Raw genomic sequence first — 25,586 nt, forward strand, 5'->3', positions numbered from 1 at the left:
CAGATCCAGAGTCGGGGTGGCACTGTTATAAGGCGCGTGCGTGACAGATTAATGACAGCGCCACTTTCCCCTGTGGATTCAGCAGCTCACAGCGTTAACCGCCACGCATACTGAAAGCGTGACGGCGACAAACCGGGCAGTGTTTCTCACCCGGCTGCCACGCGCGCCACGGCTCGCCGCAGCGTTCGCATCGCGCCGGATACAGCGCCATGCGCACAGGCGGCACGGCTTCACCCGCCACGACCTCTGCCGCCTCCACCGGGCACACCGCCGCGCAGTCGCCGCAGCCATCACAGCGCGACGAATCAAGCGTAACGGACGGTTCGCTAAAGCGGATCGCGCCGCGGGCGCACACCCGACCACAGGCGCCGCACAGCAGACAACGCGTGGCGTCCAGCGTGATGCGGTACGCCGTAGAAAACGCCTCCGCCGCGCGGCGCCCGGCGGCATCATGCGGTACGCGAGCGCCTTCCGGGCGCAAAAGCCGACGTCTTGCCTCACCGGCCTCAGGTGAAACCGTCACGCACTGCCAGCCCGGCTCGCCGCGCCTTTGCAGCCACAGGTTAAGTTCAGCCAGCGGGCGCAGCCAGTGCGGGTTCTGTGTGAGATCCACCGCGACCGCGCGAATAGCGTAATGCGTATGCCAGAGCATCAGCTCTTCTGCGGCGACCGGCAGCGTGAACGGCCCGAGCAGCACGCCGTCGCGGTGACGACGCATCAGCGGCGAGAGATATTCCAGCGCGTCCGCCGGGCAGACAAACAGGCAGATCCCGCAGCCGGTACAGCGATCCGACGCAAGGATAACGTCATGGTGGTGAAGGGCGAGCGCGCCGGTCGGGCAGCGGGTGACGCAATAATCGCAGCGGCTGCGGGGCAGCCGTTTTCTGGCGCAGCGCGCGCCCACACAGGGTTGTGCGGGCGCAATCATGTCAAAAAGATTCATCAGACATCGATGCAAAAAAATGCCAGGCGCAGCAACAGTTCGCCGAGCAGGATCAGCCCGCACCCGGCAATTTGCGGCGTTCGGCCCCCGTGAGGACGTGTTAGCCCTATCATCAACAACAACGCGCCGCCAACCGAACTGCACCACCCCGCAAGTCGCAGCCCGGCGCAGGCGTCAAAGGCGGCCAGCGGATGCAGCGGAAACGTCACTGGCACCACGGCATGCGCTAAATAGTGATGATAGGCAGGCTGAATGAGCAGCCGGATCAGCACAGCCGAAAGCGCCAGCAGCGAGAGACGACGGCTTACCGCGAGTTCTGCCTGGACGTTAAAGGCCGGACGCAACGCAAGACGCAGCTGTAATATCGCCGCGCCGATTAACGCCACCGAGCCCAGGAACATGGCCCAGGTGTTGACGTGCTGCCAGGTCATGACCGACGCGTGGCAATAAATAGACGCCATCGCGACAATATCCGCCAGCCCCGCCATTACCGTTAACCACAGGAGCGACCACGACACGGCGCGCTTCATCATCAGCAGCAAAATGCTGATGGCGAGCAGCGCCATAAACACGCCCGCCAGCGCGATTTCCCGGCTGAGCCAGGAGCTGGAGAGATGGCGCAGCGCGTTAAACGCATTGAGCGGATACCCCAGATGCAGCGTTGAGGCGAGCAAACCGAGCGCCGCCGCAACGCCCACGCCAAGGAGCGCAGGCAGTGTGGCAAACATGCGTTGTCCGGCGCGCGGCATCTGCCCGGCCGTGAGGCAGAGCATTAGCGTAAAGCCCACCGCGCCCTGCATGCACAGCGTGAAAATCACTAACGGAAATTCATGCATCATGTTGTTCCTCCTGCTGTGCGCCCTGATGCGGCTTGATAACCAGATTCGGCTTTGTAATGGATGACGGCGGCAGCCCTTTTACGTCACAGAGCGCGCCGAAGCGTTCGCGCAGCGCGCTAATCGGCCCGAACTGAATGGCGCCGAGGGGACAGGTCGCAACGCACACCGGCGGTTCGCCCTGCGCCAGCCGATCGATGCAGAAATCGCATTTCGACATCTGCCCGGTTTGCGTATTGCGCTGCGGCGCGCCGTAAGGACACGACCAGGCGCAGTAGCCGCAGCCGACGCACTTATCGGTATTCACCCGCACAATTCCGTCGCCCTCGCGTTTGTGCATCGCCGTGGTCGGGCAGTTGCGCGTGCAGATGGGGTCGGCGCAGTGATTGCACGAAATCGACAAGGTGTAAGCAAAAACGTTATGGAGAAGCCCGCCCGCGCCCGTCGGCGTGAAGCCGCCGCCGTGAACTTCATAGACGCGGCGAAAACGACGCCCCACGTCGAGATTGTTTTTGTCTTTACACGCCACCTGGCAGGCTTTGCAGCCCGAACAGCGAGATGAATCGATAAAAAAGCCCAGTTGCTCCCGGCTGACCGGGGGATAATCCTTAAACTGATGCATGTTTGGTTACCTCAACCAGCAGGGTTTGATGGGCATTGCCTTTGGCAAGCGGGGTGATGCGCGCGCTGGTCAGCACGTTCGGGCAGCCGCCGTTGTCGACGCCGTCAGCGTCCGGTTGCCACCAGGCGCCCGCCTGCATCGCCACTACGCCGGGCATAACGCGCGGCGTCACTTCCGCGGGAATTTGCACCACGCCGCGATCGTTATAAATACGCACACTATCCCCCTGTTGAATGCCGCGCGCCTGCGCGTCCTGGGGGTTTATCCAGAGCTGCTGGCGCTGCACTTCCTGTAGCCACGGGTTCGCGTATTGCGTGGAGTTGGCGCGGTTTTTTCCCTTCCAGGTAATGAGCTGTAACGGGTATTTCGCGCGCAGCGTATCCTGCGGCCCTTCCTGTGCGGGAACATAGTGGGACAGCGCCGGGATCTCCGGGTGTTGCATCTCCCAGAGCCGCTTTGAGAAGAGTTCGATTTTGCCGGAGGGCGTCGGGAACGGATGGTTGTCCGGGTCGCGGATGTTCTCTTCAAACGCGACATACGGCGGCGATTTCAGGTAGACGTGCGGATTGCGGCACAGCCCGGCGAAATCCGGCAGGTCGTGGTCTGCCAGCGCCTCGCGGGTTTTCTCCCAGATATGCGCTATCCACTCTTTTTCGCTGCGCCCTTCGCTAAAGCGCGCCTCAATGCCGAGCTTGCGCGCGACGTCGCGCAGCCAGTCGTAGTCCGAGCGGCGTTCAAACTCCGGCTCCACCAGCTTTTGCGACAGCAGCAGATAGTTGCCGGTGCCCCAGGTTTCGCCGATGTTCCAGCGCTCCATAAAGCTGGTTTCCGGCAGCAGCAGGTCGGCATAGCGGGCGCTGGGCGTGAGGAAGAGATCGCTCACTACGATAAACTCGACCTTGCTTTCATCTTCCAGCACTTTCACGGTCTGATTGATATCCGGGTTCTGGTTCGCCAGATAGTTGCCCGCGAGATTAAAGATGAATTTGATGTTGCTGCTGAGCGTTTCAGCGTCTTTCAGACCGTTATCCGGCGTCACTTTCGCCGCGTCATCGCAGGCCTGCACCCAGTTCATGATGGAGATTTTCGCCGTCACCGGGTTCGGCACGCTGTACGGATCGGCGCAAAAAAGCCGGTTGCCGATGCCGCCGTAGCCTGCCGCCCAGCCGCCTTTAACGCCGACGTTGCCAGTGATCGTGGCAAGCAGCGTGGAGCCGCGCGCGGTGCGCTCGCCGCAGATATGGCGTTGCGGCCCCCAGCCCTGAATCAGCGCCGCCGGTCTGGTGGTGGCGTAGTCGCGCGCCAGCTGGCGAATGGTCTGCGCGGGCACATGGGTAATGCGCTCCGCCCACTCCGGCGTTTTTTTCACGCCATCTTTCTCGCCGAAGAGGTACGCCATCAGCGATTCGCCCGCCGGTACGCCTTCCGGCATCGTATTTTCATCAAAGCCGATGACGTGGCGCGCGATAAACGCGCTGTCATGCAGGTTTTCGCTGATGATGACGAACATCATCGCGTCCATCAGCGCGTTGTCGGTGGTGGGCAGCAGCGGCACCCACTGGTCGGCGAGCGACGCCACGGTGTCGGAGTAGCGCGGGTCAACCACGATAAACCGGGTGCCGTTGCGCTTCATCTGCTGAAAATAGTGATTGGTGTGGCCGAAGATGGTTTCGTTCGGATTATGGCCCCAGAGGATCACAAGTTTTGTGTCTGAGAGCGTATCGAGCGAGCTGCCGCTGGCGGCGGTGCCGTAGGTGTAAGGCGTGGCCGCGGCGGTGTTGCCCATGCTGACGGAATGGTATGACTCCAGATAGCCGCCAGTCATATTCAGCAAGCGACGCGCCATTTTGTCGCCGGAAAACGCGCCGCCGGACACCGCCGTGTCGGTGTGCATAAAGCGCGACGCCGGGCCATATTTCGCGGTAATGCGCCGCAGGTTATCGGCAATCAGCGTCGTCGCCTCATCCCAGCTGATGCGCTCGAACTGGCCTTCGCCGCGTTTGCCGACGCGCTTCATCGGGTATTTCAGCCGGTCGGGGTGATAGACAAACTGCCGGTAGCCGCGCCCGCGCACGCAGGCGCGCATCAGCGGCATGGCCGGGTCAACCTCGTTATCCGGACACGTGGAGATGCGCGTCACCACGCCCTCTCTGACGTGCGCGCGGATATCGCATTTGCCGCCGCAGTCAAAGGTGCTGCATGTCGGCACGATTTTCTCCGCCGCCTGCGGCTGTACTTCAGGCTCATCAGCGTTAGCCGTGCCTGCCTGGACAAAAAGCGGCGCGGCCGCCAGCGCCGATGTGGCGCGCAGAAAGTCGCGGCGCGTCAGCCCGCCCTCGCCCGGCCCGTCCTTTTGGGTTAGTGGTTTCATCCTGTTCCCTCATCAAAAGGGCGTATTCTGCAAAGCCCTGAGACGGGAAAGCTTGATGAGTATCAACAGGAAAAAACTGAACGGCGCGTAGCGGAAAGTTTCAGAAAAACGGGCGGGAAGAAAGGCGAAAAAGAGACAAACGGCGCCGCCGGTTCCGACGACGCCGTGGCGTTACTCGTTATGCTGTTGCTCGCGGGCGTCTTTCACCTGGGCTGGCGTGACGGGCGCGGCGTGGTTGCCGAAGCTGCCGCGAATGTAGTTAGTGACGTCCGCCGCGTCCTGATCGCTGAGCGCCCAGCCGTAGCCCGGCATGCTGTACGGCAGATGGCCCTGCGTCACCGCGGTTTTGCCGCCCTCCAGCACCACGCGCAGCAGCGTCAGCGGGTTATCGGCATTCACCGTCAGGTTATCTTTCAGCGCCGGAACGGCGTATTCTGCTCCCTCGCCGTTGCTGGCGTGACAGGTGGCGCAGTAGCGGGCATAGAGCTGATGCCCGTTCTCCATTTCCGCTTTCGCCACCTTCGGCGCATCACGCTTCACCGGCTCGCTGCCCGGCAGGCTTAACAGATAGCCCGCGATGGCGCGGTTATCGTCATCGCTCAGGTATTGCGTGCTGTTGGTGACCACTTCATCCATCGGCCCGCTGAGCGCCGCGTGTTTGCTGCGCCCGTCGCGCAGCAGCACGGCGAGATCGTCCTCGGACATTTTCAGCCCGCGCAGCGACGGCGCGTACCAGCCGTTGAGTTCCTCGCCTGCGAGGAACTGCTCGTCACGCTCGTCGAAGGCTTTCTCCTGCATCCCCACGCCGCGCGGCGTATGGCACGCGCCGCAGTGGCCCGGCCCCTGCACCAGATACGCGCCGCGGTTCCAGGCGGCGCTTTTGTCCGCGCGCGGCGTAAACGGCTGATCGTCGGCAAACAGGCGGTTCCAGATGCCGAGCGGCCAGCGCATCGAAAGCGGCCACGGAATGTCGCTTTCGCGGTTTGCGGTGGCCTGCGGTTTGACCTCGTTCATCAGATAGTCATAGAGCGCGCGCAGATCGTCATCGCTCATTTTCGCGTACGACGGATACGGCATCGCCGGGTAGAGATGATGACCATCCTTTGCGATGCCTTCACGCATGGCGCGGGCAAACTCATCGTAGCTGTAGTTGCCGATACCGTGCGTGGTGTCCGGCGTAATGTTGGTGGAGTAAATATCGCCGAGCGGCGTGGCGAATTTCAGCCCGCCCGCCAGCGGCGCGCCGTCCGCGGCCGTATGGCAGGCCATGCAGTCGCCCGCGCGCGCCACATATTCCCCACGCGACATCTCCTGCGCGCCCGCCTGGGCCGCCCACAGGCTTAACGCTAGTAACGTTATCTGTTTCATGCGCCCTCCTTCGCCATCTCGTGCAGCTCTTTCACCGCGCGGTAGCCCTGGTCTATCGCCGAGTTGGCATACGGGCTCCAGTCGGCGTCCGAGTTGGCGATGGTGATGCGCCCGACCGGCTGGCGGGCTTTTTCGATGACTTTCTGCGAGCCCTCTTCGTCGTCAAACAGGCCGCTGAAGAAGTAGGAGTAGCCGTGCGACCAGCGGTTGACGGTGATCGCCGCGATATCGCGCTCGTGGTCGAAACCGGCCGCGCCAAACATGCCCTGTAGCTGATCGCGGATCATCGTCTCATGCACTTCGAACGGCGTGCCGAGCAGAAACGCGCGGCCCTTGCGGAACTGCTCGCGGGCGCTGAGCCCGCTGCCGGGGAACGTCGGCACATAGACCATATGCAGGCCAATGGGCGCGTTCGGATCGCGCGGGTGCTGGTAGCCGCCCATATCTACCGGGTAGTCGAGTTTGACCCGGCTGTACGGCGCGGCGGGGGAATAGATTTCATGTACGCCGAGCTTCATAAACGGCTGCCAGTTGCGGATAACCACTTTGCTGTAGACCAGCGGGGCTTTCACGTTCTGCTTCAGCGCCTCCTGCTGGTCATGGGGGATCTCCGGCACCAGATACGGGATCATCATGTTGTAGCCCGCCATCACGGTCTGGCCGGCTTTGACTTTGTGCAGTTTACCGTCGCGCAGGTACATTACTTCCACGCCGTCCGCCACATTGGCGGCGTGGACGCCGGTGCTGTTGAGGCGCAGGCGCACCGGATGCTCTGCATTATCAAGCTGGCTGTAGTCGAAGGTCGCCAGCACGATATCGTCCATGCTGCTGCCCGGCGCCACGGCCGGAATAAGATGACGCACCATCAGGCGCGCCAGCCCGGCGTTACCGTCAGGGAAGTGGTAGATATACGGCTCTTCGAGATCCGCCAGCGATTCCGCGTCGAGCGGCGGCAGATTCATGCCGTCAAGCCCCGGCAGCGCGCAGATACGCGCGTCGCTCGCCGAGGTGCCGTCGATGCCGATGGCCTGGAAATCGTTGGTGCGCTGCTGGAAATAACGAATGGCGCTGGCACTGAGCCCCACCTTTTCGCTCAGGAACTGGCTGTAGCTGTGAGCATCGAGCCAGGCGACTTTATCTTCAACGCTCATCCCGGCGAGATAATCTTTTTTCTCCGTGTGCAGCGCGATTAACGCGTCGCGATCCGCCTGCGGCAGCGGGAAGTCATTAATGAACGCGCGAATATCGCGGGCGTTCATGCGATCGGGCGGAATATCGTCCGCCACCGCGCGTCCCGGATCGCCGCTGACGATTTTATCAACACCGAAGTTGGTTTTATCGAAATAGACGCCGCGGCTTAAGTGGCGATCCGGGTAGAACGTCTGGTCGAAGCTTTTCGCCATGCGCTCAATGCTGACGTTCAGCGTTTTCAAAAGCCCCATCGCGGTTTCGCTGAAATTACTGGCGGGCGACTGAAAAGACTCGCTGCCGCCGTAGCCGAGCAGCGTTTTCCCGTCGACGTGAAATTCGTTGCGTTTGGCGTGGCCGCCAAAATCGTCATGGTTATCGAGCAGCAGGATGCGCTGCTGTTTACCGCGCAGCTCCTGCCAGAAACAGGCGGCGGCAAGCCCGCTGATGCCCGCGCCGACAATCACCAGATCGTACTCCTCCTCCACCGGGACGCTGGCGGGATCGAACCGCTTGCCCTCACGCCCCAGCGCGTGCGCCTGTTCGAACGAGCCCGGATGGTTGCCGCGAAGCCCCGTGAGCGTCGGCGGATAGTAGAGCGACTGAGCTGCCGTCTGCGGCGAGGCGCGCAAAATTTGCCACGGCGTCATTCCGGCGGCCACGGTAATGGCGACGCCATTGAGAAAATCACGGCGGGTGATTGCCATAGAACTTCCTTAAAGGACAAAAATTATTGTTTTCAGTTTGTTATATAATGGTACAGAATTTTTGCCTGCCAGGCACCCCGGCAGGCGTGGGATTGCGGAAGATTCAGGCGGAAAGTTTGCCGGTTTGCGCGACTTCATCCAGCCGCTGTTGCATCTCTTTCAGGTTATTAAGCAGATTGTTATCGGCCTCGGTGGCCGTTGCGCCTTTGCCGGTTATCACGAAGTGATAGTTTTCCTCGCGGCAGGTGGCCGTATATTCATACGTTCCGCCCGGCTGCTGTTTTTTGTCGATAGACAGTGACATACATCCTCCTTTCAGTCGTTATCTCTTAAAAGGTAGAGTATTTTCGCGCACTGCGTCAGGGGATCGCCGAAAGCTCAGCCAGCCGGAAGTGATCGGGTTTAAACACGCGCGTGCGGCACGGTGCCTCAAAATGCCAGGTGTCGTCCGCCGCCAGGTTAAAAGTGATGGCGGTGCTGTAGCCCACCACCATGCCGTTGCGCAGGAGATTAAAGGCGACATAGACCTGCCGTAAGGATCGGTCGGTGAGGTTTTTGACCATGCCTTCAAGGCGCAGCTTACCGGCCTCGGTTTTCACAAAATGCACGTCAGTGAGCGACACGGGCGCGATATCCGCCCGCGCGCAGGAGATAAACAGCGCGCACGCGAGCGCGAAGAGAGTTAACAGTCGTTTCATGTGTTCTCAGATGAGTGGAAAGTATCAGGACTGCTCAAAATGCTAACTGATTCATAACCTCGATTTAACCAGTAAAACCGCTAAAGGGTAAAGGGATGTGAATGTTCGCGCCGGGCTGCGGGTATACTGGCGGTGACTGAGGCTAACGGCGCCAGCACGCATACAAAATCGACCCGCCGCACCTTTAGCGCGGCGTTTCATATACTCAAATAAAGGGCGTGATTCACAACGCGTCAGCGCGCAGGAGCGTAATCCTGTTCACGTAGCAAATCATCACTGTTTGTCTCCTTCGCGCCCGTCATCAGCCAGCGATTTACACAGATACTTCGGCGACTCGGTGTATCCCTGACGGTAATAAAAACGGTGCGCGTCGCTACGGCGGCTGTGGCAGTGAACCTCCATGCGATCGCAACCGCGTGAGCGGGCGAGCGCCTCGCCTTCGCTTTCCAGCAGCCTGCCAATGCCTTTGCTGCGGGCGCGGCTGTTAACGCAGAAATAGCTAATGCGGCAGAAATCCCCTTCCACCGCCAGTTGGGGAATAAAATGCAGCGACAACACGCCCAGCAGCGCGCCATCTTCTTCGGCGACCAGCAACCTTTCATCAGGGTGCGCCAGCAGTTCAGCGATGCGTCGTTCGATAAAGTGTGCCGTATCCGGGTAATCCAGTTCGGTTAATAAGGCGCTGATGGCCGGGGCATCAGCAGGTGTCGCGGCTCGGGTCGTTATCATCGTTATCCGTTTTCTGTGCAGGTAAAATACAGGATGGTGGTGAGGTGACGTTAGCCTGGTCGTGATAAGCGGCTGTGTCACCTGCGGTTTCTGGGGGCAGTGGTTTACTATAAGCTAATGAAAACGGCTTTTCCATACCGTTAATATTTCCTGTTTGGCCCCTGTTATTGTGATAACCCTGTTATTTCCCGTAGGTGAAAAATAATAATAAAAGCTTATTATTTCTCTTTTACGAGACCCTACAAAGGAAGAGACATGCCTGAGCCAGCAACGTATTCAGCGATAGCAGCAACCTGTGCAGCGATTGCTGCAGGGATTAATGCTTACATCGGTTATAAAAACAGAATGGACGCGCTGGATAAGCCAGTTCTGGACAGACTCATAAAAAAAGCAGAAGAGTGTAACGCACTGATTATTAAGAACCACCATTCAATGATATATGAAGATGATAAAATGGGAGACACCTCTCGTATATATACATTGCTTTATCTTTCTATGAAAGACTGTGAAAGCATCGGCAAAGGCATACCGCTTATAAACAGAATTGATTATTTTAAAAACAAAAGAGATTCAAAGATTGAGGATCTTAAAGACTATTTTTTTGACATATTGCACGCAACTATCTGGGTTGACCTGAAAGATAAAAATGCGGCAAAGAAGTCAAGAAACGATACTTTAAAATCTCAGGCCAACGCTGTGACAAAGTTTTATGAAAAACAAATAAAAAGAAAATAATGTCAATGTCGTTTTTTCAGATGATACCATTATTTCTTACCCGGAAATTTAAATCCGCATGCGCTGGCCGCCATGACAAAAAGCTGATTTGCCTGTTTACGGCAAATCAGCCTGTGTATTTATCCGTGCTTAATCATCATGAATGGCCCTTTTCTACGGAACTGTGTTGATGTGGTACAAAATCAGGTTCTCAGCAATGAATTAGCGCAAGGCAAGTCGACATCTTCAGAGTTTTTGAGTTGTTTTGCGTTAATTTCTTGCCCCGCCCATACTCCATTACAACACCCTCATAAAGATCTCAATTAATAAGCACCACTGCTTGATAAAGGGTACAAAGCCTTGCATGTCTTACTTCTGTCCCGGTATCTCCGCACACTCATCAAACTCACCATAACGTGCATCGTTGATGATGTTAGTAAAAATAAAAAGCCCACGTAAGTGGGCTTCTTGCTAAGCTATCGATTCTTCTTTTTCTCTCCTGAGGCAATTTTTTCTTATGTGCTCAGCGAGTCTGTGTCCAAGTTTTATGCTTGGTTTCTCTATAAAATTATACGTCCCATAAGACATACATAATGTTGCAACCACAAGGCAAAAGAGTATGACTGCCCCATCTCCACTTTTGAAAAGACCTAATGGCCCAATGTAAGATAATGAAACCTTTTTAACTACAACATGATTTATATATATTGAATAAGACATTTCCCCCAAGTATATTAAAAATTTGGGGTAATTTATATTTAGGTTTTTCGAAATAATTAGGATTGAAATAACAATGCCAACAGAACACCAACCCCAAAACAAAGGACCTATAGATGCTGTCGCGTGAGATACCATAAAAATAACAGAAACTGTAAGTACAATCAATGAAAGGAAGGTTATAACTTCATTAGCTTTTACATGCTTTTCGTAAAAAACATATATATATGCTACAACCATCCCCATAACGAAGTCCAGTATAAGCGGACTAGATACAAACATAAAGTTATAGATAAGTCCACTGAATTCATTTTTACCTGTTACTGCGACCAATGAAAACTCACCATATAGATTTTCTTGCACTACGTACATGACAACAATAATCACAGCAGAGCAAATCGCCACTCTATATTTATGAGATAATAAAATTGATAAAGCAAACACGAAATAAAAATATGATTCATAGGTAAGTGTCCATGCTGAATATATGGTGCTTAACCCAAACCATGGAGCCTTGCCATTGTAGTCTATTGGTATAAGAAGATAGCTTTTAATAACATCAATATAATTAAAAGCTTCATCATGATATGATAAAAGGTATGCTGAAAGCACAACAAAATACAGAGGGTAAAGCCTGAAGAACCTTTTAATGGCAAATTCTGAAAATGTATTCTTTTCTCTGTTTCGTGATGAATAGACTATTATGAAACCACTAATAACAAAGAATATATCAACTCCAGCCTCACCAAACAGGAAAAGTCTGTCACCAAGATCTTTCAGAGGATATACATCATTTAAATAATGTCTGAAGTGGAACAACACAACGAGCATTGCTGCTACTCCCCTCAGTACTTGTATGCTATCAAGCCTTCCCTTACTCACGTGTTCACCTATGCATAAAATAGAATTAAGGCTGCAATAGAAGGTTGCAGCCCTTTTTTAATAATTATGCCAACCTACTTTGTCACCTGCAATCGTTCCCTGTAGATTATGCGAGAGCCTGTTGCTGTGACTTTGGTCTGATACGTAAGCTCTGTATCCTGGCTTACAATCCTTAAACTCATGCTTGTAGACAGAGTGCTGGAGATGACAGGAGTATCCGCACTTAAAATTTTATATCCAGTAGTAGCATTGATATTAACCCTGCCGTCGCCACCAGATAATGCTTTTGTTGCTGTTGCAATGCGCTCACATACTCCTTTCCCCAGATACTTAAATCCTGATGGCACAGAAGCTGCATCTGCGTTTCGGCAACCAAATGTGTTAACGGCAGAATAATTATTCCGTGTCATTATCAGTTTGCCTGCTGCCTCATTGAAGTAACCACCAATAAGGTCACGCCTTGATGTACCAGAAAAATTATACAAACACCGAGTGTTGATCGGGTCAGTTGTTATATTGCTCCCAAAAAACCAGGATTAATTAATGTTAATGAATTTCGCGCGCCATTGGTGAAGTAAAACGCTCTGGCTGAAGAGCCAATGAGTGGCGTAGTCCTTGCCATCAAAGAATCCATTGCCGCTGTAGCGCCCTGTGAACCTGCCGTAGAGGCATAGAAATAATCATTTAAGAAATAGAGATTTGCTGTGAGCGTACAATCCAGAAACATCACCATGTGAGTCCCTTCAAATGCCTCTATACCTCTCTCAAAAGTTACGTTACTGCTTTGCAGTGCTGTAGATGCCTTCTTAAGATTTCCACCAGGTTGCAGGCCAGTGCCGACGTAAACCCAAACTTCATTGCAAATCAGATGGGGCATACAAATGCACAGATGGTTTTCAATTTCTATGCTAAGTGGATATCCATCAAAAACATAGACCCGATAGCCATTTTAAACCTCAACGCAGAATGAATGCCCCGCTGATGCCCCAGGGAAAAGTGGCTGATAGTTAAAAGTACGCCCGATCAGCCACTTCGCAGTTTCAGTGCTTAATCATCACATGCCGCACCACGGTGTAATCCTCAAGCCCGTACATCGACATATCCTTGCCGTAGCCGGAGAGTTTCTGGCCGCCGTGAGGCATTTCGCTGACCAGCATAAAATGCGTGTTCACCCAGGTGCAGCCATATTGCAGGCGAGCGCTGAGGCGGTGCGCGCGGCCAACATCGCGGGTCCAGACGGATGACGCCAGCCCATATTGCGAATCGTTGGCGTAGGCCAGCGCCTGGGCTTCATCCTCAAACGACGTCACGCTGATGACCGGGCCGAACACCTCGCGCTGCACGATAGCGTCCTCCTGCTTCGCGCCGGCGAGTACGGTCGGCTGGAAGAAATAGCCTGGCCCGTCGACTTTTTGACCGCCGGTGACCACGCGAATATGCGGCAGCGCTTTCGCGGCTTCCACTGCCTGGCTCACGCGCTCCAGATGCGCCTGAGAGCTGAGCGGCCCGAGTTCGGTGGTTTCATCCTCCGGCGCGCCCGTTTTCAGACTGCCCACTGCGGCGCCAAGTTTTTCAACAAGCGCGTCGTAAATCCCTTGCTGGGCGTAGATACGACACGCCGCCGTACAATCCTGGCCCGCGTTATAGAAGCCGAAGGTGCGGATGCCTTCGACGACGGCGTCGAGATCGGCGTCATCAAACACCAGTACCGGCGCTTTGCCGCCGAGTTCCATATGGGTGCGCTTGATGGATGAGGCAGTCCGGCTGATGATGTGCTCGCCGGTGGCGATAGAGCCAGTGAGCGACACCATGCGCACTTTCTCATGGCCCGTCAGCGGGTCGCCCACCGTCTGGCCGCGGCCAAACAGCACGTTCAGTACGCCTGCCGGGAAGATATCTTTCGCCAGCTCCGCGAGCTTAAACGCCGTCAGCGGCGTAATTTCAGACGGCTTGAGCACCACGCAGTTGCCCGCCGCCAGCGCCGGGGCCAGTTTCCAGGCAGCCATCATTAGCGGATAGTTCCAGGGCGCGACAGAGGCCACGACGCCCACCGGATCACGGCGGATCATCGAGGTGTGATCCGCCAGATATTCACCGGCGGCAAGGCCGTTTAAACAGCGCGCGGCGCCGGCGAAGAAGCGAAACACATCCGCCACCGCCGGGATTTCGTCACCCGCCACACAGTGCAGCGGCTTGCCGCAGTTTTTCGACTCCAGCTCCGCGAAAATCTGCGCGTTAGCCTCAATCACCTCCGCGAGTTTCAGCAGCGCCTCGGCGCGCGCTTTGGGCGTGGTGAGACGCCAGTGTTCAAAGGCCGCATCGGCAGCATTAACCGCCGCATCCACCTGTTCAGCGCTGGCTTCGGCAATCTCCAGCAGCACCTCGCCCGTCGCGGGGTTATAGACCGGCAGGCGCTCGCCCTGGCCTTCCACCAGCGCGCCGTTAATCAGTAATTGACTCTGCATAGCGTGTTCCTTTGAGGTTATTTGCCGCTACCGGCGACAGTTTCATCATCGCGCGTCAGCCACCAGGCCCCGAGGATGGGGATCATGGTGAGTAGCATGACGCAGAGCGCCACCACGTTGGTCACCGGCACGTCGCGCGGACGGCCAAGCTGGTTCAGCAGCCACAGCGGCAGCGTGCGCTCGTGGCCTGCGGTAAACGTGGTGACAATAATTTCATCAAACGAGAGCGCGAACGCGAGCATGCCGCCCGCCAGCAGCGCGGTGCCGAGATTCGGCATCACGATATAGCGAAAGGTCTGCCAGCCGTCGGCGCCCAGATCCATCGACGCCTCAATCTGGCTGTACGCCGTGCGCCGTAACCGGGCAATCACATTATTAAAGACCACCACCACGCAAAACGTGGCGTGGCCCACCACCATCGTGAGAAACCCCGGTTCAATGTCGAGCTGTTTAAATGCCGTCAGCAGCGCGATACCGGTGATGATCCCCGGCAGCGCGATGGGCAGCAGCAACAGCAGCGACACCGCGCTTTTGCCGAAAAACTCGCGCCGCCAGAGCGCGGCGGCGGCCAGCGTGCCGAGCACCAGCGCCAGAAGCGTCGCCAGACTCGCGACCTTAAGTGACAACGTCACCGAATCGAGAATATCTGAACGGTGCGCCGCGACGTGAAACCAGCGCAGCGTGAAGCCCTGCGGCGGAAAGCTGAAAGCTGACTCTTCGGTGTTGAACGCGTAAAGCGCGATAATCGCCAGGGGGAAGTGCAGGAAAATTACCCCGCCCCAGGCGGCGATTTTGAGCGGCCACGGCGCGCGGTCAGAGTGCATCGAATGCTCCCAGGCGCTTCACGAACGCCAGATAAATGGCAATCAGGACAATCGGCACCAGCGTAAACGCCGCCGCCATCGGCATATTGCCGATCGCCCCCTGCTGGGAATAGACCATGTTGCCGATGAAAAAGCCCGGCGGGCCGACGAGCTGCGGCACGATGAAGTCGCCGAGCGTTAACGAGAAGGTGAAAATCGAACCGGCGGCGATGCCCGGCACCGCCAGCGGCAGCACCACGTGGCGAAACGTCTGAGAGGGCTTCGCCCCGAGATCGGCGGACGCCTGCAACAGCGACGGCGGCAGACGCTCCAGCGCCGCCTGAACCGGCAGGATCATAAACGGCAGCCAGATATAGACGAAGACCAGAAACCGCCCGAGCCCGGAGGTGGAGAGCGTATTGCCGCCAATGCCCGGCAGCGTCAACAGCGCGGTGAGCGCCCCTTCCAGCCCCAGATGTTGCAGGAACCACTGCGCCACGCCGTCGCGCGCCAGCAGGAGCGTCCAGGCGTAGGCTTTGACGATATAGCTCGCCCACATCGGCAGCATGACGGCGATATAAAAAAACGCCTTCAGCGAGCCGCGCGTATAGCGCGCCATATACCAGGCCATCGGGAACGCGAGAATGGCGCAGGCGATGGAAACGGCGATCGCCATCACCAGCGTGCGCACGATGATGTCGTAATTGGCGGGGTTAAACAGCGCGCTCAGGTTGGCGAGCGTTAAATCCGGCGTCACCGACATCGTAAAGTCGTCGAAGGTGTAAAAACCTTGCCACAGCAGCGTCAGCAGCGAGCCGAGATAGATAATGCCGAACCACATCAGCGGCGGCAGCAGTAACAGAAATAACCATAAATTTGGACGCCGCCAGAGCAGCGCCGCCGCGCGTCGCAGCGGGCCACTGGCGCGTGCAGGGGGCGAAAGCGTCATGTCCATCTCACCCCTCTCCATGCAGCCGGATCATGGCGGCGCGCGCCCAGGAGGCGGTCACCGCCTGGCCTGCCCGCGGCAGCGCCGCATCGGCGACCGGCGAGGGATTCGCCTGGCTCACCAGCAGTTTTTCGCCGCTCTCCAGCATCAGTTCTATGCGCGTGGCCGCGCCCTGGAACTGCACCGCCTGCACCGTGCCGCGGACATGAATATCGCCAGGCTCGTTAAGCCGGATATGCTCAGGGCGCAGCGAAAACGTACCCGGCTCACCGCCGAGTTCGCGCATCATGGCGTCGCTCAGCACATTGGCGGTGCCGACGAAGCCCGCGACAAACGGCGTGCGCGGACGCATATAGAGCTCGCGCGGCGCGTCTACCTGCTCGATTCGCCCGTTGTTAAACACCGCCACCCGGTCGGACATCGACAGCGCTTCGCCCTGATCGTGCGTGACAAACACAAACGTAATGCCGAGCGAGCGTTGCAGATTTTTCAGCTCCACCTGCATCTGCTCGCGCAGTTTGAGATCGAGCGCGCCGAGCGGTTCGTCGAGCAGCAGCACGCGCGGCTGATTCACCAGCGCACGGGCGATGGCGACGCGCTGGCGCTGACCGCCGGAGAGCTGCGACGGTTTGCGCGCATGGGTAAAGCCGAGCGCCACCCGCTCCAGCGCCTCGCGGGCGCGGGTAAGCCGCGTTTTTTTATCGACGCCTTTCACCATCAGCCCATAGGCGACGTTCTCCAGCACCGACATATGCGGAAACAGCGCGTAGTCCTGAAAGACCGTGTTAACGTCGCGCTCCCACGGCGGCAGCTCGCTGGCCTCCCGGCCAAACAGGCGAATCGCGCCGTCGCTCAGTTGCTCGAAGCCCGCAATCATCCGCAGACAGGTGGTTTTGCCGGAGCCGGACGGCCCCAGCATAGAGAAAAACTCCCCGTCTTCGATGGTCATGCTGACGTTATCGACCGCGCGCACGTCGCCGTAGCGCCGCGAGACCTGCTGAAACTCTACTGCGTAAGCCATACGTCCCCCGCACTTAGCGCCCGCCCATGATGGCGATGTAATCCTGGGTCCAGCGGCTGTAGGGCACATATTTCCCGCCCTGCGACACCGGGGTTTTCCAGAAGGCGATTTTGTCGAAGAAGGTAAAGCCGTTGGTTTCGCAGCCCTTCTCGCCGAGCAATGTGCTGGCCTTGCAGCCTTCCGGCACCGCCGGGAGCGAGCCAAACCAGGCGGCGACGTCGCCCTGCACTTTCGGCGTCAGCGACCAGTTCATCCACTGATAGGCGCAGTTGGGGTGTTTCGCGTCGGCGTGCAGCATGGTGGTGTCGGCCCAGCCGGTCACGCCCTCTTTCGGGAAGACGGTGGCGATGGGCTGGCCTTCGTTTTTCAGCGCGTTGGCCTGATACGGCCAGGCGCTCGCGGCCACGACGCCCTCGTTTTTGAAATCGCTCATCTGTACCGTGGTGTCGTGCCAGTAACGGTGAATAAGCTGATGCTGGTCACGCAGCACTTTCAGCACCGCGCCATACTGCGCCTCGGTAAGCTGGTAAGGATCGGTGATGCCGAGCTCCGGCTGGGTCGCTTTAACGTAGAGCGCCGCGTCGGCGATATAAATCGGCCCGTCGTAGGCCTGCACGCGGCCCTGGTTTGATTTGCCGTCCGCCAGCGCCTGCTTCACAAACAGCACCGCCCAGCTGTCCGGCGGCGTCGGGAACGCTTTGGTGTTGTACATCAGCAGGTTGGGTCCCCACTGGTACGGCGTGCCGTAGACTTTACCGTCGAGGTTGAACCATTCGCCCTTCACGAGGCGTGGGTCGACATTTTTCCAGTTCGCAATGAGCGCGGTGTTAATCGGCTGCACGCGTTTGCCCATGATGAGGCGCAGCGAGGCGTCGCCGGAGGCGGTGACCAGATCGTAACCGCCTTTCGCCATCAGGCTGACCATTTCATCTGACGTGGCGGCGGTTTTGACATTGACGGCGCAGCCGGTCGATTTTTCGAATTCGGTTACCCAGTCATAGGCTTTATCCGTCTGGCCGCGTTCGATATAGCCCGGCCACGCGATGATATCGAGGCGGCCTTCCCCCTGGCCGAGTGCTGAAGGCGGCTCGGCGGCGCTGACGATGCCGGTCGTCAGGCACAGCGCGGCGGCCGCGCTAAGCGCGAAGGATTTGGTCATGGTCAATACTCCTGTCTGAATGATGAGTCGGCCGCCGTGCCGTAAAAATATCTCCCAAAATAACCATATACAGGCACGGATAAACGCGCCTGCGGGCGCTGGCGGAATTTATTCAGGTTGTGACAAACCGCGCACTCTTTATTGTTTCGGTGCTTAAGTTGCATAAATCTGGCAGCGGTTTTTCACAGTGTAGACAGGCGCTTAGCGATGTGAAGCGTTTTGCGTTAACTATTATGATTTCCTATGCCCCACAGGAAATACGATTCACAGAAATAATCCCTCTGGAATAAGCCCTGCTCAGCCATGGTTTTTTATTTCGGCAATAACCTTTTCTTTATTTGAGAATATAAACGCGCAAAAAAGACGGCTTATTTTGCGCGTTTAATTTCGCATTGCGGCGAGGTCGCCATCGCCTCGCGGATAAGCTGCGCGAGCGTTTTAACCGCCTGCTCTTCACGCTCGCCCCATGCCCAGGAGGCGTTAAAGCGAAAATAGTTATGCCAGAGCGCGCTGGTGGTGAACATTTTCCCCGGCGCGATGCTTATCTGGTGCGCCAGCGCGCGCTCGTGCAGCTTGCCTGCGTCGAGCGACGTGGGAAGTTCTACCCACAGAAAATAGCCGCTCTCGCTGCGATGAATTTTGACCGCCTGCGGAAAGTGCCGGCGCAGCGACTGCCATGCCGCCTGTTTGCGCTCCGCCAGCAGGCGGCGCAGTCGTCGCAGGTGAGTGTCGTAGCGCCGGGTGGCGAGATAATCCACCAGCGCCATTTGCATCGGCGAGCTGGTAGAAACGGTGCTCATCAGCTGTAGCTGCTGGATACGTTGCGCATGGCGCCCCGCCGCTACCCAGCCGATGCGAAAACCCGCCACCAGACATTTAGAGAAGGAAGAACAGTGCAGCGTCAGCCCCTGGTCGTCCCAGGCTTTCACCGGCAGCGGTTTTTCGCGCCCGTAATAAAGCTCGCTATAGACATCATCTTCAATCAGCACCACGTTGTAGCGCGAAAGCAGCGCCATCAGCTGCTGCTTTTTCTGCGCGCTCAGCGTAAAGCCGAGCGGGTTCTGGGCGTTGCTCATCAGCCAGCAGGCTTTGACCGGGTATTCCTGAAGCGCCTTTTCCAGCGCCGCGAGATCGATCCCCTGCACCGCGTCGGTGGCGACAGACAACGCTTTGAGCCGTAAGCGCTCCAGCGCCTGAAGCGCGCCGTAAAAACAGGGGTTTTCGACAATCACCCAGTCTCCCGGCTCGGTCACCGCCTGGAGACTCAGATTTAACGCCTCAAGCGCGCCTGCGGTGATGACGATTTCATCCGGCGACACATTCATCCCCTGCATGGCGTAACGCCGGGCGATGGCGTTACGCAGCGCCTCATTGCCCGGCGGCAGGTTCTCAATCACGCTCATGGCATTGGCCGAGCGGCTGACGCTTGAGAGCGAGCGGTTGAGCTGCGCCAGGGGAAAAAGCCGTGGGTCGGGAAACGCGGAGCCGAACGGCACCACGGCGGCATTCGTACTCGCCTGGAGCACGTCAAAGATATAGGTGTTGATATCCACTTGCTCGTCGCGCGTGACCTGTTCGACAGCCTGCGGCGCGCGCGGCGTTGGTTTCGGGGCCACGTAGTAGCCAGACTGCGGGCGGGCCACGATGATCCCCTGGCTTTCCAGCGTCTGATAGGCGTGGCTCACGGTCATAAAACTCATGCCGCTGCTGACCACCTGCTCGCGCAGCGACGGCAGCCGGTCGCCGGGGTGCCACACCCCGAGGGCAATCTGATCGGTAATCTGCTGAGCCAGCCGCTGATATTTTTTCATCGCACCTCGCGGCATCCGGCCGCTTTCACAAGGGGTTAACGCAAAGCGCGTATCATCGTGCCGTCTGGTTAGATCAGGCAAGCGAAATCGCAACTTTTTATTTAACTGTTATAGTCAAATAACGTTTTTCTGTTTCTGCACGTTCGTGCTGCTCCTGATTACCATGATCGCGGACAACGATATGTCATGAGGTTTGCATGTTTGGTTTAGATGCGTTTCATCTGGCAAGGATTCAGTTCGCCTTTACTGTTTCTTTCCACATTATTTTCCCCGCTATCACTATCGGTCTCGCCAGTTATCTGGCGGTGCTGGAAGGGCTGTGGGTGAAAACAAAAAACCCGGTATGGCGCTCGCTGTACCATTTTTGGTCAAAAATCTTCGCCGTTAACTTCGGGATGGGCGTGGTCTCAGGCCTGGTGATGGCCTATCAGTTCGGCACGAACTGGAGCGGCTTTTCGCAATTCGCGGGCAGCATTACCGGCCCGCTGCTGACCTACGAAGTGCTGACCGCGTTCTTCCTGGAAGCCGGTTTCCTCGGCGTGATGCTGTTTGGCTGGAACAAAGTCGGCCCCGGCCTGCACTTTTTCTCCACCTGCATGGTGGCGCTCGGCACGCTGATCTCGACTTTCTGGATCCTCGCCTCCAACAGCTGGATGCACACGCCGCAGGGCTTTGAGATCCACAACGGCCAGGTGGTGCCGGTGGACTGGGTGGCGGTGATTTTTAACCCCTCCTTCCCGTACCGTCTGCTGCATATGTCGATAGCGGCGTTCCTGAGCAGCGCGTTTTTTGTCGGCGCGTCTGCCGCCTGGCATCTGCTGCGCGGCAACGATACCCCCGCCATTCGCCGCATGTTCTCCATGGCGCTGTGGATGGCGCTGATTGTCGCCCCGGTTCAGGCGATGATCGGCGATATGCACGGGCTGAATACGCTTAAGCATCAGCCAGCCAAAATCGCGGCCATCGAAGGCCACTGGGAGAACCCGCCGGGCGAAGCGACGCCGCTGACGCTGTTCGGCATCCCGGATATGGATGAAGAACGCACCAAATACGCGCTGGAAGTGCCGAAACTCGGCAGCCTTATTCTGACCCACAGCCTTGATAAACAGGTACCGGCGCTCAAAGAGTTTCCGAAAGACGAACGCCCGAACTCCACTATCGTGTTCTGGTCGTTCCGCATCATGGTGGCGATGGGGCTGCTGATGATCCTGCTGGGCGTGGTGAGCGTCTGGCTGCGCTATAAGCACCGGCTCTATACCTCGCGACCCTTCCTCCACTTTGCGCTCTGGATGGGCCCCGCCGGGCTGATTGCTATCCTCGCGGGCTGGGTGACGACCGAAGTAGGCCGCCAGCCGTGGGTAGTGTACGGGTTGCAGCGCACCCGCGATGCGGTCTCCGGCCACGGCGATTTACAGATGAGCCTGAGCCTCATCGCCTTTATCGTGGTCTACACCTCGGTCTTCGGCGTCGGCTATAGCTACATGATCCGACTGATTAAAAAAGGGCCGCAGCCGCTGGACGATATCCCCTCCAGCACCGACGGCAGGCCAGCGCGTCCGCTTTCTGCGGCGGGCGAATCTCTTGATAGCGCAGAGGAGAAAGCATAATGGGCATCGATCTCTCCATCATCTGGTTCGTTATCATCGTCTTCGCCACGCTGATGTATATCGTGATGGACGGCTTTGATCTCGGCATCGGCATTCTGTTCCCGTTTGTGCGCGACGGCCACGACCGCGATGTAATGGTTAACAGCGTCGCCCCCGTGTGGGACGGCAACGAAACCTGGCTGGTACTGGGCGGCGCGGGCCTGTTCGGCGCGTTTCCGCTGGCCTATGCGGTGATTATCGACGCGCTGACCATTCCGCTGACGCTGATGCTGATTGGCCTTATCTTTCGCGGCGTGGCGTTTGAATTCCGCTTTAAGGCGACGCCCGCCCACCGGCCTTTCTGGGATAAGGCGTTTCTGAGCGGCTCGATCCTCGCCACCTTCTGCCAGGGCGTTGTGGTGGGCGCGGTGATTAACGGCTTTAAAGTTACCGGCCGCACCTTCAGCGGCTCGGCGCTCGACTGGCTGACGCCGTTCAACCTCTTCTGCGGCGTGGGCCTGGTGGTCGCCTATGCGCTGCTCGGCGCGAGCTGGATTGTGATGAAGAGTGAAAACCAGCTGCACCATAATATGCGTCGCCTGGCGCGCTCGCTGCTGCTGGCGCTGCTGGCGGTGATCGTCATCATCAGCGCCTGGACGCCGCTCGCGCATCAGGCGGTGTCCGAGCGCTGGTTTACGCTGCCGAACCTCTGGTTCCTGCTGCCGGTCCCGGTGCTGGTGGCGCTGTTCAGCGTCTGGCTGTGGCGCAAACTGGCGGACACACAGAGCCACACGCTGCCGTTCGTGCTTACCCTGGGGCTGATTTTCTTAGGCTTCAGTGGGCTCGGCATCAGTATCTGGCCGAATATCATTCCGCCTGATATCACGCTCTGGGAGGCCGCCGCGCCGCCTGCAAGCCAGGGCTTTATGCTGGTGGGCGCCCTGCTGATTATCCCGATAATTCTGGTGTACACCTTCTGGAGCTATTACGTGTTCCGCGGCAAAGTTCAGCATGGGGAGGGCTATCACTGATGGAACATCACGATTCGCCGCGCTGGAAAAAGCTGATGTGGCTGGTGGTAATCTGGGCAGCCAGCGTCCTGGCGCTCGGCGTGGTCAGCATGATGTTGCGCCTGCTGATGAGCGCCGCCGGCTTAAAAGCGCATTAATCTCTCTTCGGGCCAGCCTTCGCGCTGGCCCTGTTTTTTACTTCCCCCGCCACGTTTAACTCAGGTTGATTGATCAACCGCTGAACTCCCGATACAATTAAACAATCCATCCAGACGGATTGTTTAATAATGAGCCAGGCACACCATCGTTCTAAATCACCAGAGGCGCTGCGCCAGACCTTGCTGGAGTGCGCCGTCCAGGTTATCGCCGAGCAAGGCCTGACGGGCCTTACGCAGGAAAAAGTCATCCGCCGCGCAGGTATCAGCAAAGGCGGTTTACAGCACCACTTCCCTACCCGCCAGGCGCTGGTGGATGGCGTGATGCAGCATCTTCAGCACATGCTGCTGGAGGAGATCCAGACGTTAATGGCGCAGGATCCAAACCCGAACGGCCGCGCCACCCGCGCCTACATTCATACCTGTGTCAGAAAAATGCCCGACAGTGAGCAGGCGATGAACCGCGCGCTGATGACGGCGATTTTTGCCGATCCGGCGCTTCAGCAGCGCTGGGGCGTCTTTTTACGGGACGCCCTGCCGCGTGACGACGACCTCGCGTCGCCTGAGCAGGCGCGGCGTCGGCTACTCTGCCGCATGACGGCAGACGGGCTCTGGTTCGCCGCGCTGTGTGGCGACCACACGGTGCCGCCTGACGATCGGGCGGCGTTAATCGAAACCTTACTGGCAATGACGGAGTGACGTTATGACCTGGCTGCTGCTCTCTGTGGCGATTGTGTGTGAAGTGATTGGGACGACCTTTCTGAAACTTTCCGAAGGCTTCAGCCGCCTGCTGCCGACGCTGGTGACGGCGGTTTGTTACGGCATTGCCTTCTGGTGTTTAAGCGTCACCATGCGCACCATCCCGACCGGCATTATTTACGCCATCTGGTCCGGCGTTGGCATCGTGCTGATTGGCGTGGTCGGCTGGATCTTCCTCGGTCAAAAGCTCGATCTGCCCGCCATGCTCGGCATGGGGCTGATTATCGCAGGCGTCATCGTGATAAACCTCTTTTCCCGCGCGGTCGCGCATTAATCTCCTGCCGGGACTCGCGCCCGGCTATCGCTTTTTCTTATTGTTCTCTCACGGCCAGGCCTGGGCTTATTGATTTCCGAACCTAAGGATAATCCTAAGCACTAAAAATATATTGTCAGGCCGCCATCACATATAGGCACAATATTATTATGCCTATAAACGCAGCGGCAAAATAATAGCTGCAAACATAACCGCGACTATTTCCAAAAATTATAATCACCACCAGAAATAATTACTTAAAAACGCGAATTTTCATTCGAAATAGCGGTATGTAATTTTTTGTCATTTATATGGATGAGATGCGGCACTTATAAAATATAAAAAGCGCGCCACATCGCACCGGGTATTCCTCCGCTACCTTATGCTCACCCTGGCTTTCAGGTATTTCATTCAACGAGGTTTATCATGGTGCAGCAATCAGCAGTGCTGGATAAAGTGACGCCTGCCCAGGACCGCCTGACGGTCCGGGAGAAATTAGGTTTCGGATTTGGTGATGCGGCCTGCAATATGAGCTGGGGCCCGGTAACCATGTTTTTAACCTGGTTTTATACCGATATATTTGGCTTAAACGCCGCGCTGATCGCCACCATGTTTTTAGTGGTGCGTCTGCTGGATGCGTTTATTGACCCGCTGATCGGCGCGCTGGCTGACCGTTATCCCACCCGCCACGGCCGTTTTCGTCCGTGGATCCTCTACGGATGCGTGCCTTTTTGCGCCATCTGTATTTTCGCGTTTTATACGCCCGATTTAAGCACGGGCGCCAAAGAGATTTACGCCTTCGTCACCTATTTACTGCTCTCCGTACTCTACAGCACCGTGAATATTCCTTACTGCTCGCTCGGCAGCGTGATTACCGCAAACCCGGTTGACCGCGTGGCCTGCCAGTCTTACCGGTTCACGATGGCTAACAGCGCCGTGCTGCTCTGCTCGCTGACGCTACTGCCGCTGGTGGATTACCTCGGCGGCGGCAATCAGCAGAAAGGCTTTTTTATTACCAACGCGATGTTCTCGGTCATCGGCCTGTGTCTGTTTTTACTCTGCTTTTTTAATACCCGCGAGCGCGTTATCCCCCAGCGCGAAAAACAGGAAAATATTGTCCGCAATTTCCGCTCGGCCTTTAAAAATGATCAGTGGTTGATGGTGGTCGCCGGGATGTTTATTGGCTGTATTCCGGCGTTTGTCTGCGGCGGCGCCACTATCTATTTCACCAAATATTTAATGCACCTCGATAACACCATGACGACGCTGTTTATCAGTATTGGCGTGGTCGCCTGCGTGCTCGGCAATCTCGCGACGAGTTTCGTCACCCGTTATATTTGCAAGGTGAAACTGTATATCGCGGTGGGCTTTATTACGGCTGCCATTTCCGTCGTGATTTATTTTGTTGACCCGCAAAATGTGATGCTGATCTTTATTCTGAATACCCTGCGCGCGTGGATTGGGGCGATTACCGTTCCGGTATTCTGGTCGTTTATCGCCGATGCCGACGATTACGGCGAGTGGAAACTGAAAAAACGCATGTCCGGTATTTACGCCTCCGGCAACCTGTTTGCGCTGAAAGTCAGCCTGGCTATTGGCGGCGCTATCACCGCGCTGGTGCTTTCCGCCACGCATTATGTCCCGGAAGCCGCCGTGCAGTCTCCGGCCACCCAACAGGCCATTATGATGCTGATTACCTTTATTCCGGCTATCGGCGGCGTACTGACTTCCATCATATTCCTGTTTTATAAGCTCGACAAAAAGACGATGCAGAAAATTCAGGACGACCTGAGCGTCGGCAAATATGCCAGCGATGCCGCCCTTCGTTAATAAGGAGACG

24 protein-coding genes are annotated in these 25,586 nt (G+C 57.2%); 7 read left to right on the plus strand and 17 right to left on the minus strand.

Features of this window, described 5'->3' with window-relative positions:
* Positions 1–94 precede the first annotated feature (94 nt).
* The 9 genes from AB8W27_RS10510 to AB8W27_RS10550 all read right to left on the minus strand — a co-directional run bounded on the left by AB8W27_RS10510 (position 95) and on the right by AB8W27_RS10550 (position 9,462).
* The gene (locus AB8W27_RS10510) at positions 95–943 is read right to left on the minus strand and encodes a 4Fe-4S binding protein (RefSeq protein WP_015741198.1); all 849 of its coding nucleotides are present in this window, start codon (positions 941–943) and stop codon (positions 95–97) included.
* Positions 943–1,779: a DmsC/YnfH family molybdoenzyme membrane anchor subunit gene (locus tag AB8W27_RS10515; protein ID WP_041924165.1), complete on the minus strand. Its 837-nt coding sequence runs from the start codon at positions 1,777–1,779 to the stop codon at positions 943–945. Before AB8W27_RS10515 ends, AB8W27_RS10510 begins: the two co-directional genes overlap by 1 nt.
* Positions 1,772–2,401: a DMSO/selenate family reductase complex B subunit gene (locus tag AB8W27_RS10520; RefSeq protein WP_015741196.1), complete on the minus strand. Its 630-nt coding sequence runs from the start codon at positions 2,399–2,401 to the stop codon at positions 1,772–1,774. Before AB8W27_RS10520 ends, AB8W27_RS10515 begins: the two co-directional genes overlap by 8 nt.
* Positions 2,388–4,772 (minus strand): DMSO/selenate family reductase complex A subunit, encoded by a 2,385-nt coding sequence (locus AB8W27_RS10525; protein ID WP_015741195.1) that lies wholly within the window; start codon positions 4,770–4,772, stop codon positions 2,388–2,390. Before AB8W27_RS10525 ends, AB8W27_RS10520 begins: the two co-directional genes overlap by 14 nt.
* Positions 4,773–4,943: 171 nt before the next feature.
* Complete coding sequence (locus AB8W27_RS10530) at positions 4,944–6,140, minus strand: cytochrome c (protein ID WP_041923518.1); 1,197 nt, start codon at positions 6,138–6,140, stop codon at positions 4,944–4,946.
* Positions 6,137–8,035 carry an NAD(P)-binding protein gene (locus AB8W27_RS10535; protein WP_015741193.1) on the minus strand — a complete coding sequence of 633 codons (1,899 nt, stop codon included), beginning with the start codon at positions 8,033–8,035 and terminating at the stop codon, positions 6,137–6,139. The genes AB8W27_RS10530 and AB8W27_RS10535 overlap by 4 nt, the downstream gene beginning before the upstream one ends.
* 103 nt (positions 8,036–8,138) lie before the next feature.
* Positions 8,139–8,339, minus strand: coding sequence for a hypothetical protein (locus AB8W27_RS10540; RefSeq protein WP_015741192.1), 201 nt, complete (start codon positions 8,337–8,339; stop codon positions 8,139–8,141).
* Positions 8,340–8,394: 55 nt separating this feature from the next.
* Positions 8,395–8,733, minus strand: coding sequence for an FxLYD domain-containing protein (locus AB8W27_RS10545; protein ID WP_015741191.1), 339 nt, complete (start codon positions 8,731–8,733; stop codon positions 8,395–8,397).
* Between the two features lie 273 nt (positions 8,734–9,006).
* Positions 9,007–9,462 (minus strand): GNAT family N-acetyltransferase, encoded by a 456-nt coding sequence (locus tag AB8W27_RS10550; RefSeq protein ID WP_041923517.1) that lies wholly within the window; start codon positions 9,460–9,462, stop codon positions 9,007–9,009.
* Between the two features lie 255 nt (positions 9,463–9,717).
* On the opposite strand from AB8W27_RS10550, the gene AB8W27_RS10555 reads away from it, so the two are divergent.
* Positions 9,718–10,197, plus strand: coding sequence for a hypothetical protein (locus tag AB8W27_RS10555; RefSeq protein ID WP_015741189.1), 480 nt, complete (start codon positions 9,718–9,720; stop codon positions 10,195–10,197).
* Between the two features lie 450 nt (positions 10,198–10,647).
* Here the strand turns inward: AB8W27_RS10555 and AB8W27_RS10560 are convergent, their stop codons facing one another.
* The 8 genes from AB8W27_RS10560 to AB8W27_RS10595 all read right to left on the minus strand — a co-directional run bounded on the left by AB8W27_RS10560 (position 10,648) and on the right by AB8W27_RS10595 (position 19,983).
* Positions 10,648–11,775 carry an acyltransferase gene (locus tag AB8W27_RS10560; protein ID WP_282913965.1) on the minus strand — a complete coding sequence of 376 codons (1,128 nt, stop codon included), beginning with the start codon at positions 11,773–11,775 and terminating at the stop codon, positions 10,648–10,650.
* A gap of 511 nt (positions 11,776–12,286) precedes the next feature.
* The gene (locus AB8W27_RS10565) at positions 12,287–12,652 is read right to left on the minus strand and encodes a hypothetical protein (RefSeq protein WP_282913969.1); all 366 of its coding nucleotides are present in this window, start codon (positions 12,650–12,652) and stop codon (positions 12,287–12,289) included.
* Between the two features lie 163 nt (positions 12,653–12,815).
* Positions 12,816–14,240 (minus strand): aminobutyraldehyde dehydrogenase, encoded by a 1,425-nt coding sequence (gene patD, locus AB8W27_RS10570; protein WP_041923516.1) that lies wholly within the window; start codon positions 14,238–14,240, stop codon positions 12,816–12,818.
* A 17-nt stretch (positions 14,241–14,257) separates the two neighbouring features.
* Positions 14,258–15,064 carry an ABC transporter permease gene (locus tag AB8W27_RS10575; RefSeq protein WP_015741183.1) on the minus strand — a complete coding sequence of 269 codons (807 nt, stop codon included), beginning with the start codon at positions 15,062–15,064 and terminating at the stop codon, positions 14,258–14,260.
* A complete protein-coding gene (locus AB8W27_RS10580) occupies positions 15,054–15,998 on the minus strand; it encodes an ABC transporter permease (RefSeq protein WP_041923515.1) in 945 nt (314 codons plus the stop codon). The genes AB8W27_RS10575 and AB8W27_RS10580 overlap by 11 nt, the downstream gene beginning before the upstream one ends.
* 1 nt (position 15,999) lies before the next feature.
* Positions 16,000–17,013, minus strand: coding sequence for an ABC transporter ATP-binding protein (locus tag AB8W27_RS10585; RefSeq protein WP_041923514.1), 1,014 nt, complete (start codon positions 17,011–17,013; stop codon positions 16,000–16,002).
* A gap of 13 nt (positions 17,014–17,026) precedes the next feature.
* Positions 17,027–18,172, minus strand: a complete 1,146-nt coding sequence (ydcS, locus tag AB8W27_RS10590) for a putative ABC transporter substrate-binding protein YdcS (protein ID WP_041923513.1) — start codon at positions 18,170–18,172, stop codon at positions 17,027–17,029.
* Positions 18,173–18,540: 368 nt separating this feature from the next.
* Positions 18,541–19,983 (minus strand): PLP-dependent aminotransferase family protein, encoded by a 1,443-nt coding sequence (locus AB8W27_RS10595; RefSeq protein ID WP_015741179.1) that lies wholly within the window; start codon positions 19,981–19,983, stop codon positions 18,541–18,543.
* 197 nt (positions 19,984–20,180) lie between these two features.
* On the opposite strand from AB8W27_RS10595, the gene AB8W27_RS10600 reads away from it, so the two are divergent.
* The 6 genes from AB8W27_RS10600 to AB8W27_RS10625 all read left to right on the plus strand — a co-directional run bounded on the left by AB8W27_RS10600 (position 20,181) and on the right by AB8W27_RS10625 (position 25,576).
* Positions 20,181–21,590, plus strand: coding sequence for a cytochrome ubiquinol oxidase subunit I (locus AB8W27_RS10600; RefSeq protein WP_007760967.1), 1,410 nt, complete (start codon positions 20,181–20,183; stop codon positions 21,588–21,590).
* The gene (gene cydB, locus AB8W27_RS10605; RefSeq protein WP_015741178.1) at positions 21,590–22,600 is read left to right on the plus strand and encodes a cytochrome d ubiquinol oxidase subunit II; all 1,011 of its coding nucleotides are present in this window, start codon (positions 21,590–21,592) and stop codon (positions 22,598–22,600) included. Before AB8W27_RS10600 ends, cydB begins: the two co-directional genes overlap by 1 nt.
* Entirely contained in the window at positions 22,600–22,737 is a 138-nt protein-coding gene (locus AB8W27_RS10610; RefSeq protein ID WP_015741177.1) for a DUF2474 domain-containing protein, read from the plus strand. Before cydB ends, AB8W27_RS10610 begins: the two co-directional genes overlap by 1 nt.
* 129 nt (positions 22,738–22,866) lie before the next feature.
* Positions 22,867–23,433 (plus strand): TetR/AcrR family transcriptional regulator, encoded by a 567-nt coding sequence (locus AB8W27_RS10615; RefSeq protein WP_041923512.1) that lies wholly within the window; start codon positions 22,867–22,869, stop codon positions 23,431–23,433.
* A 4-nt stretch (positions 23,434–23,437) separates the two neighbouring features.
* Positions 23,438–23,767 carry an SMR family transporter gene (locus tag AB8W27_RS10620; RefSeq protein WP_007760952.1) on the plus strand — a complete coding sequence of 110 codons (330 nt, stop codon included), beginning with the start codon at positions 23,438–23,440 and terminating at the stop codon, positions 23,765–23,767.
* Positions 23,768–24,172: 405 nt separating this feature from the next.
* Positions 24,173–25,576 carry a glycoside-pentoside-hexuronide (GPH):cation symporter gene (locus tag AB8W27_RS10625; RefSeq protein WP_007760949.1) on the plus strand — a complete coding sequence of 468 codons (1,404 nt, stop codon included), beginning with the start codon at positions 24,173–24,175 and terminating at the stop codon, positions 25,574–25,576.
* The last annotated feature ends 10 nt before the right edge of the window (positions 25,577–25,586 follow it).

This window comes from Cronobacter turicensis (assembly GCF_041222865.1).
GTDB classification, from domain to species: domain Bacteria; phylum Pseudomonadota; class Gammaproteobacteria; order Enterobacterales; family Enterobacteriaceae; genus Cronobacter; species Cronobacter turicensis.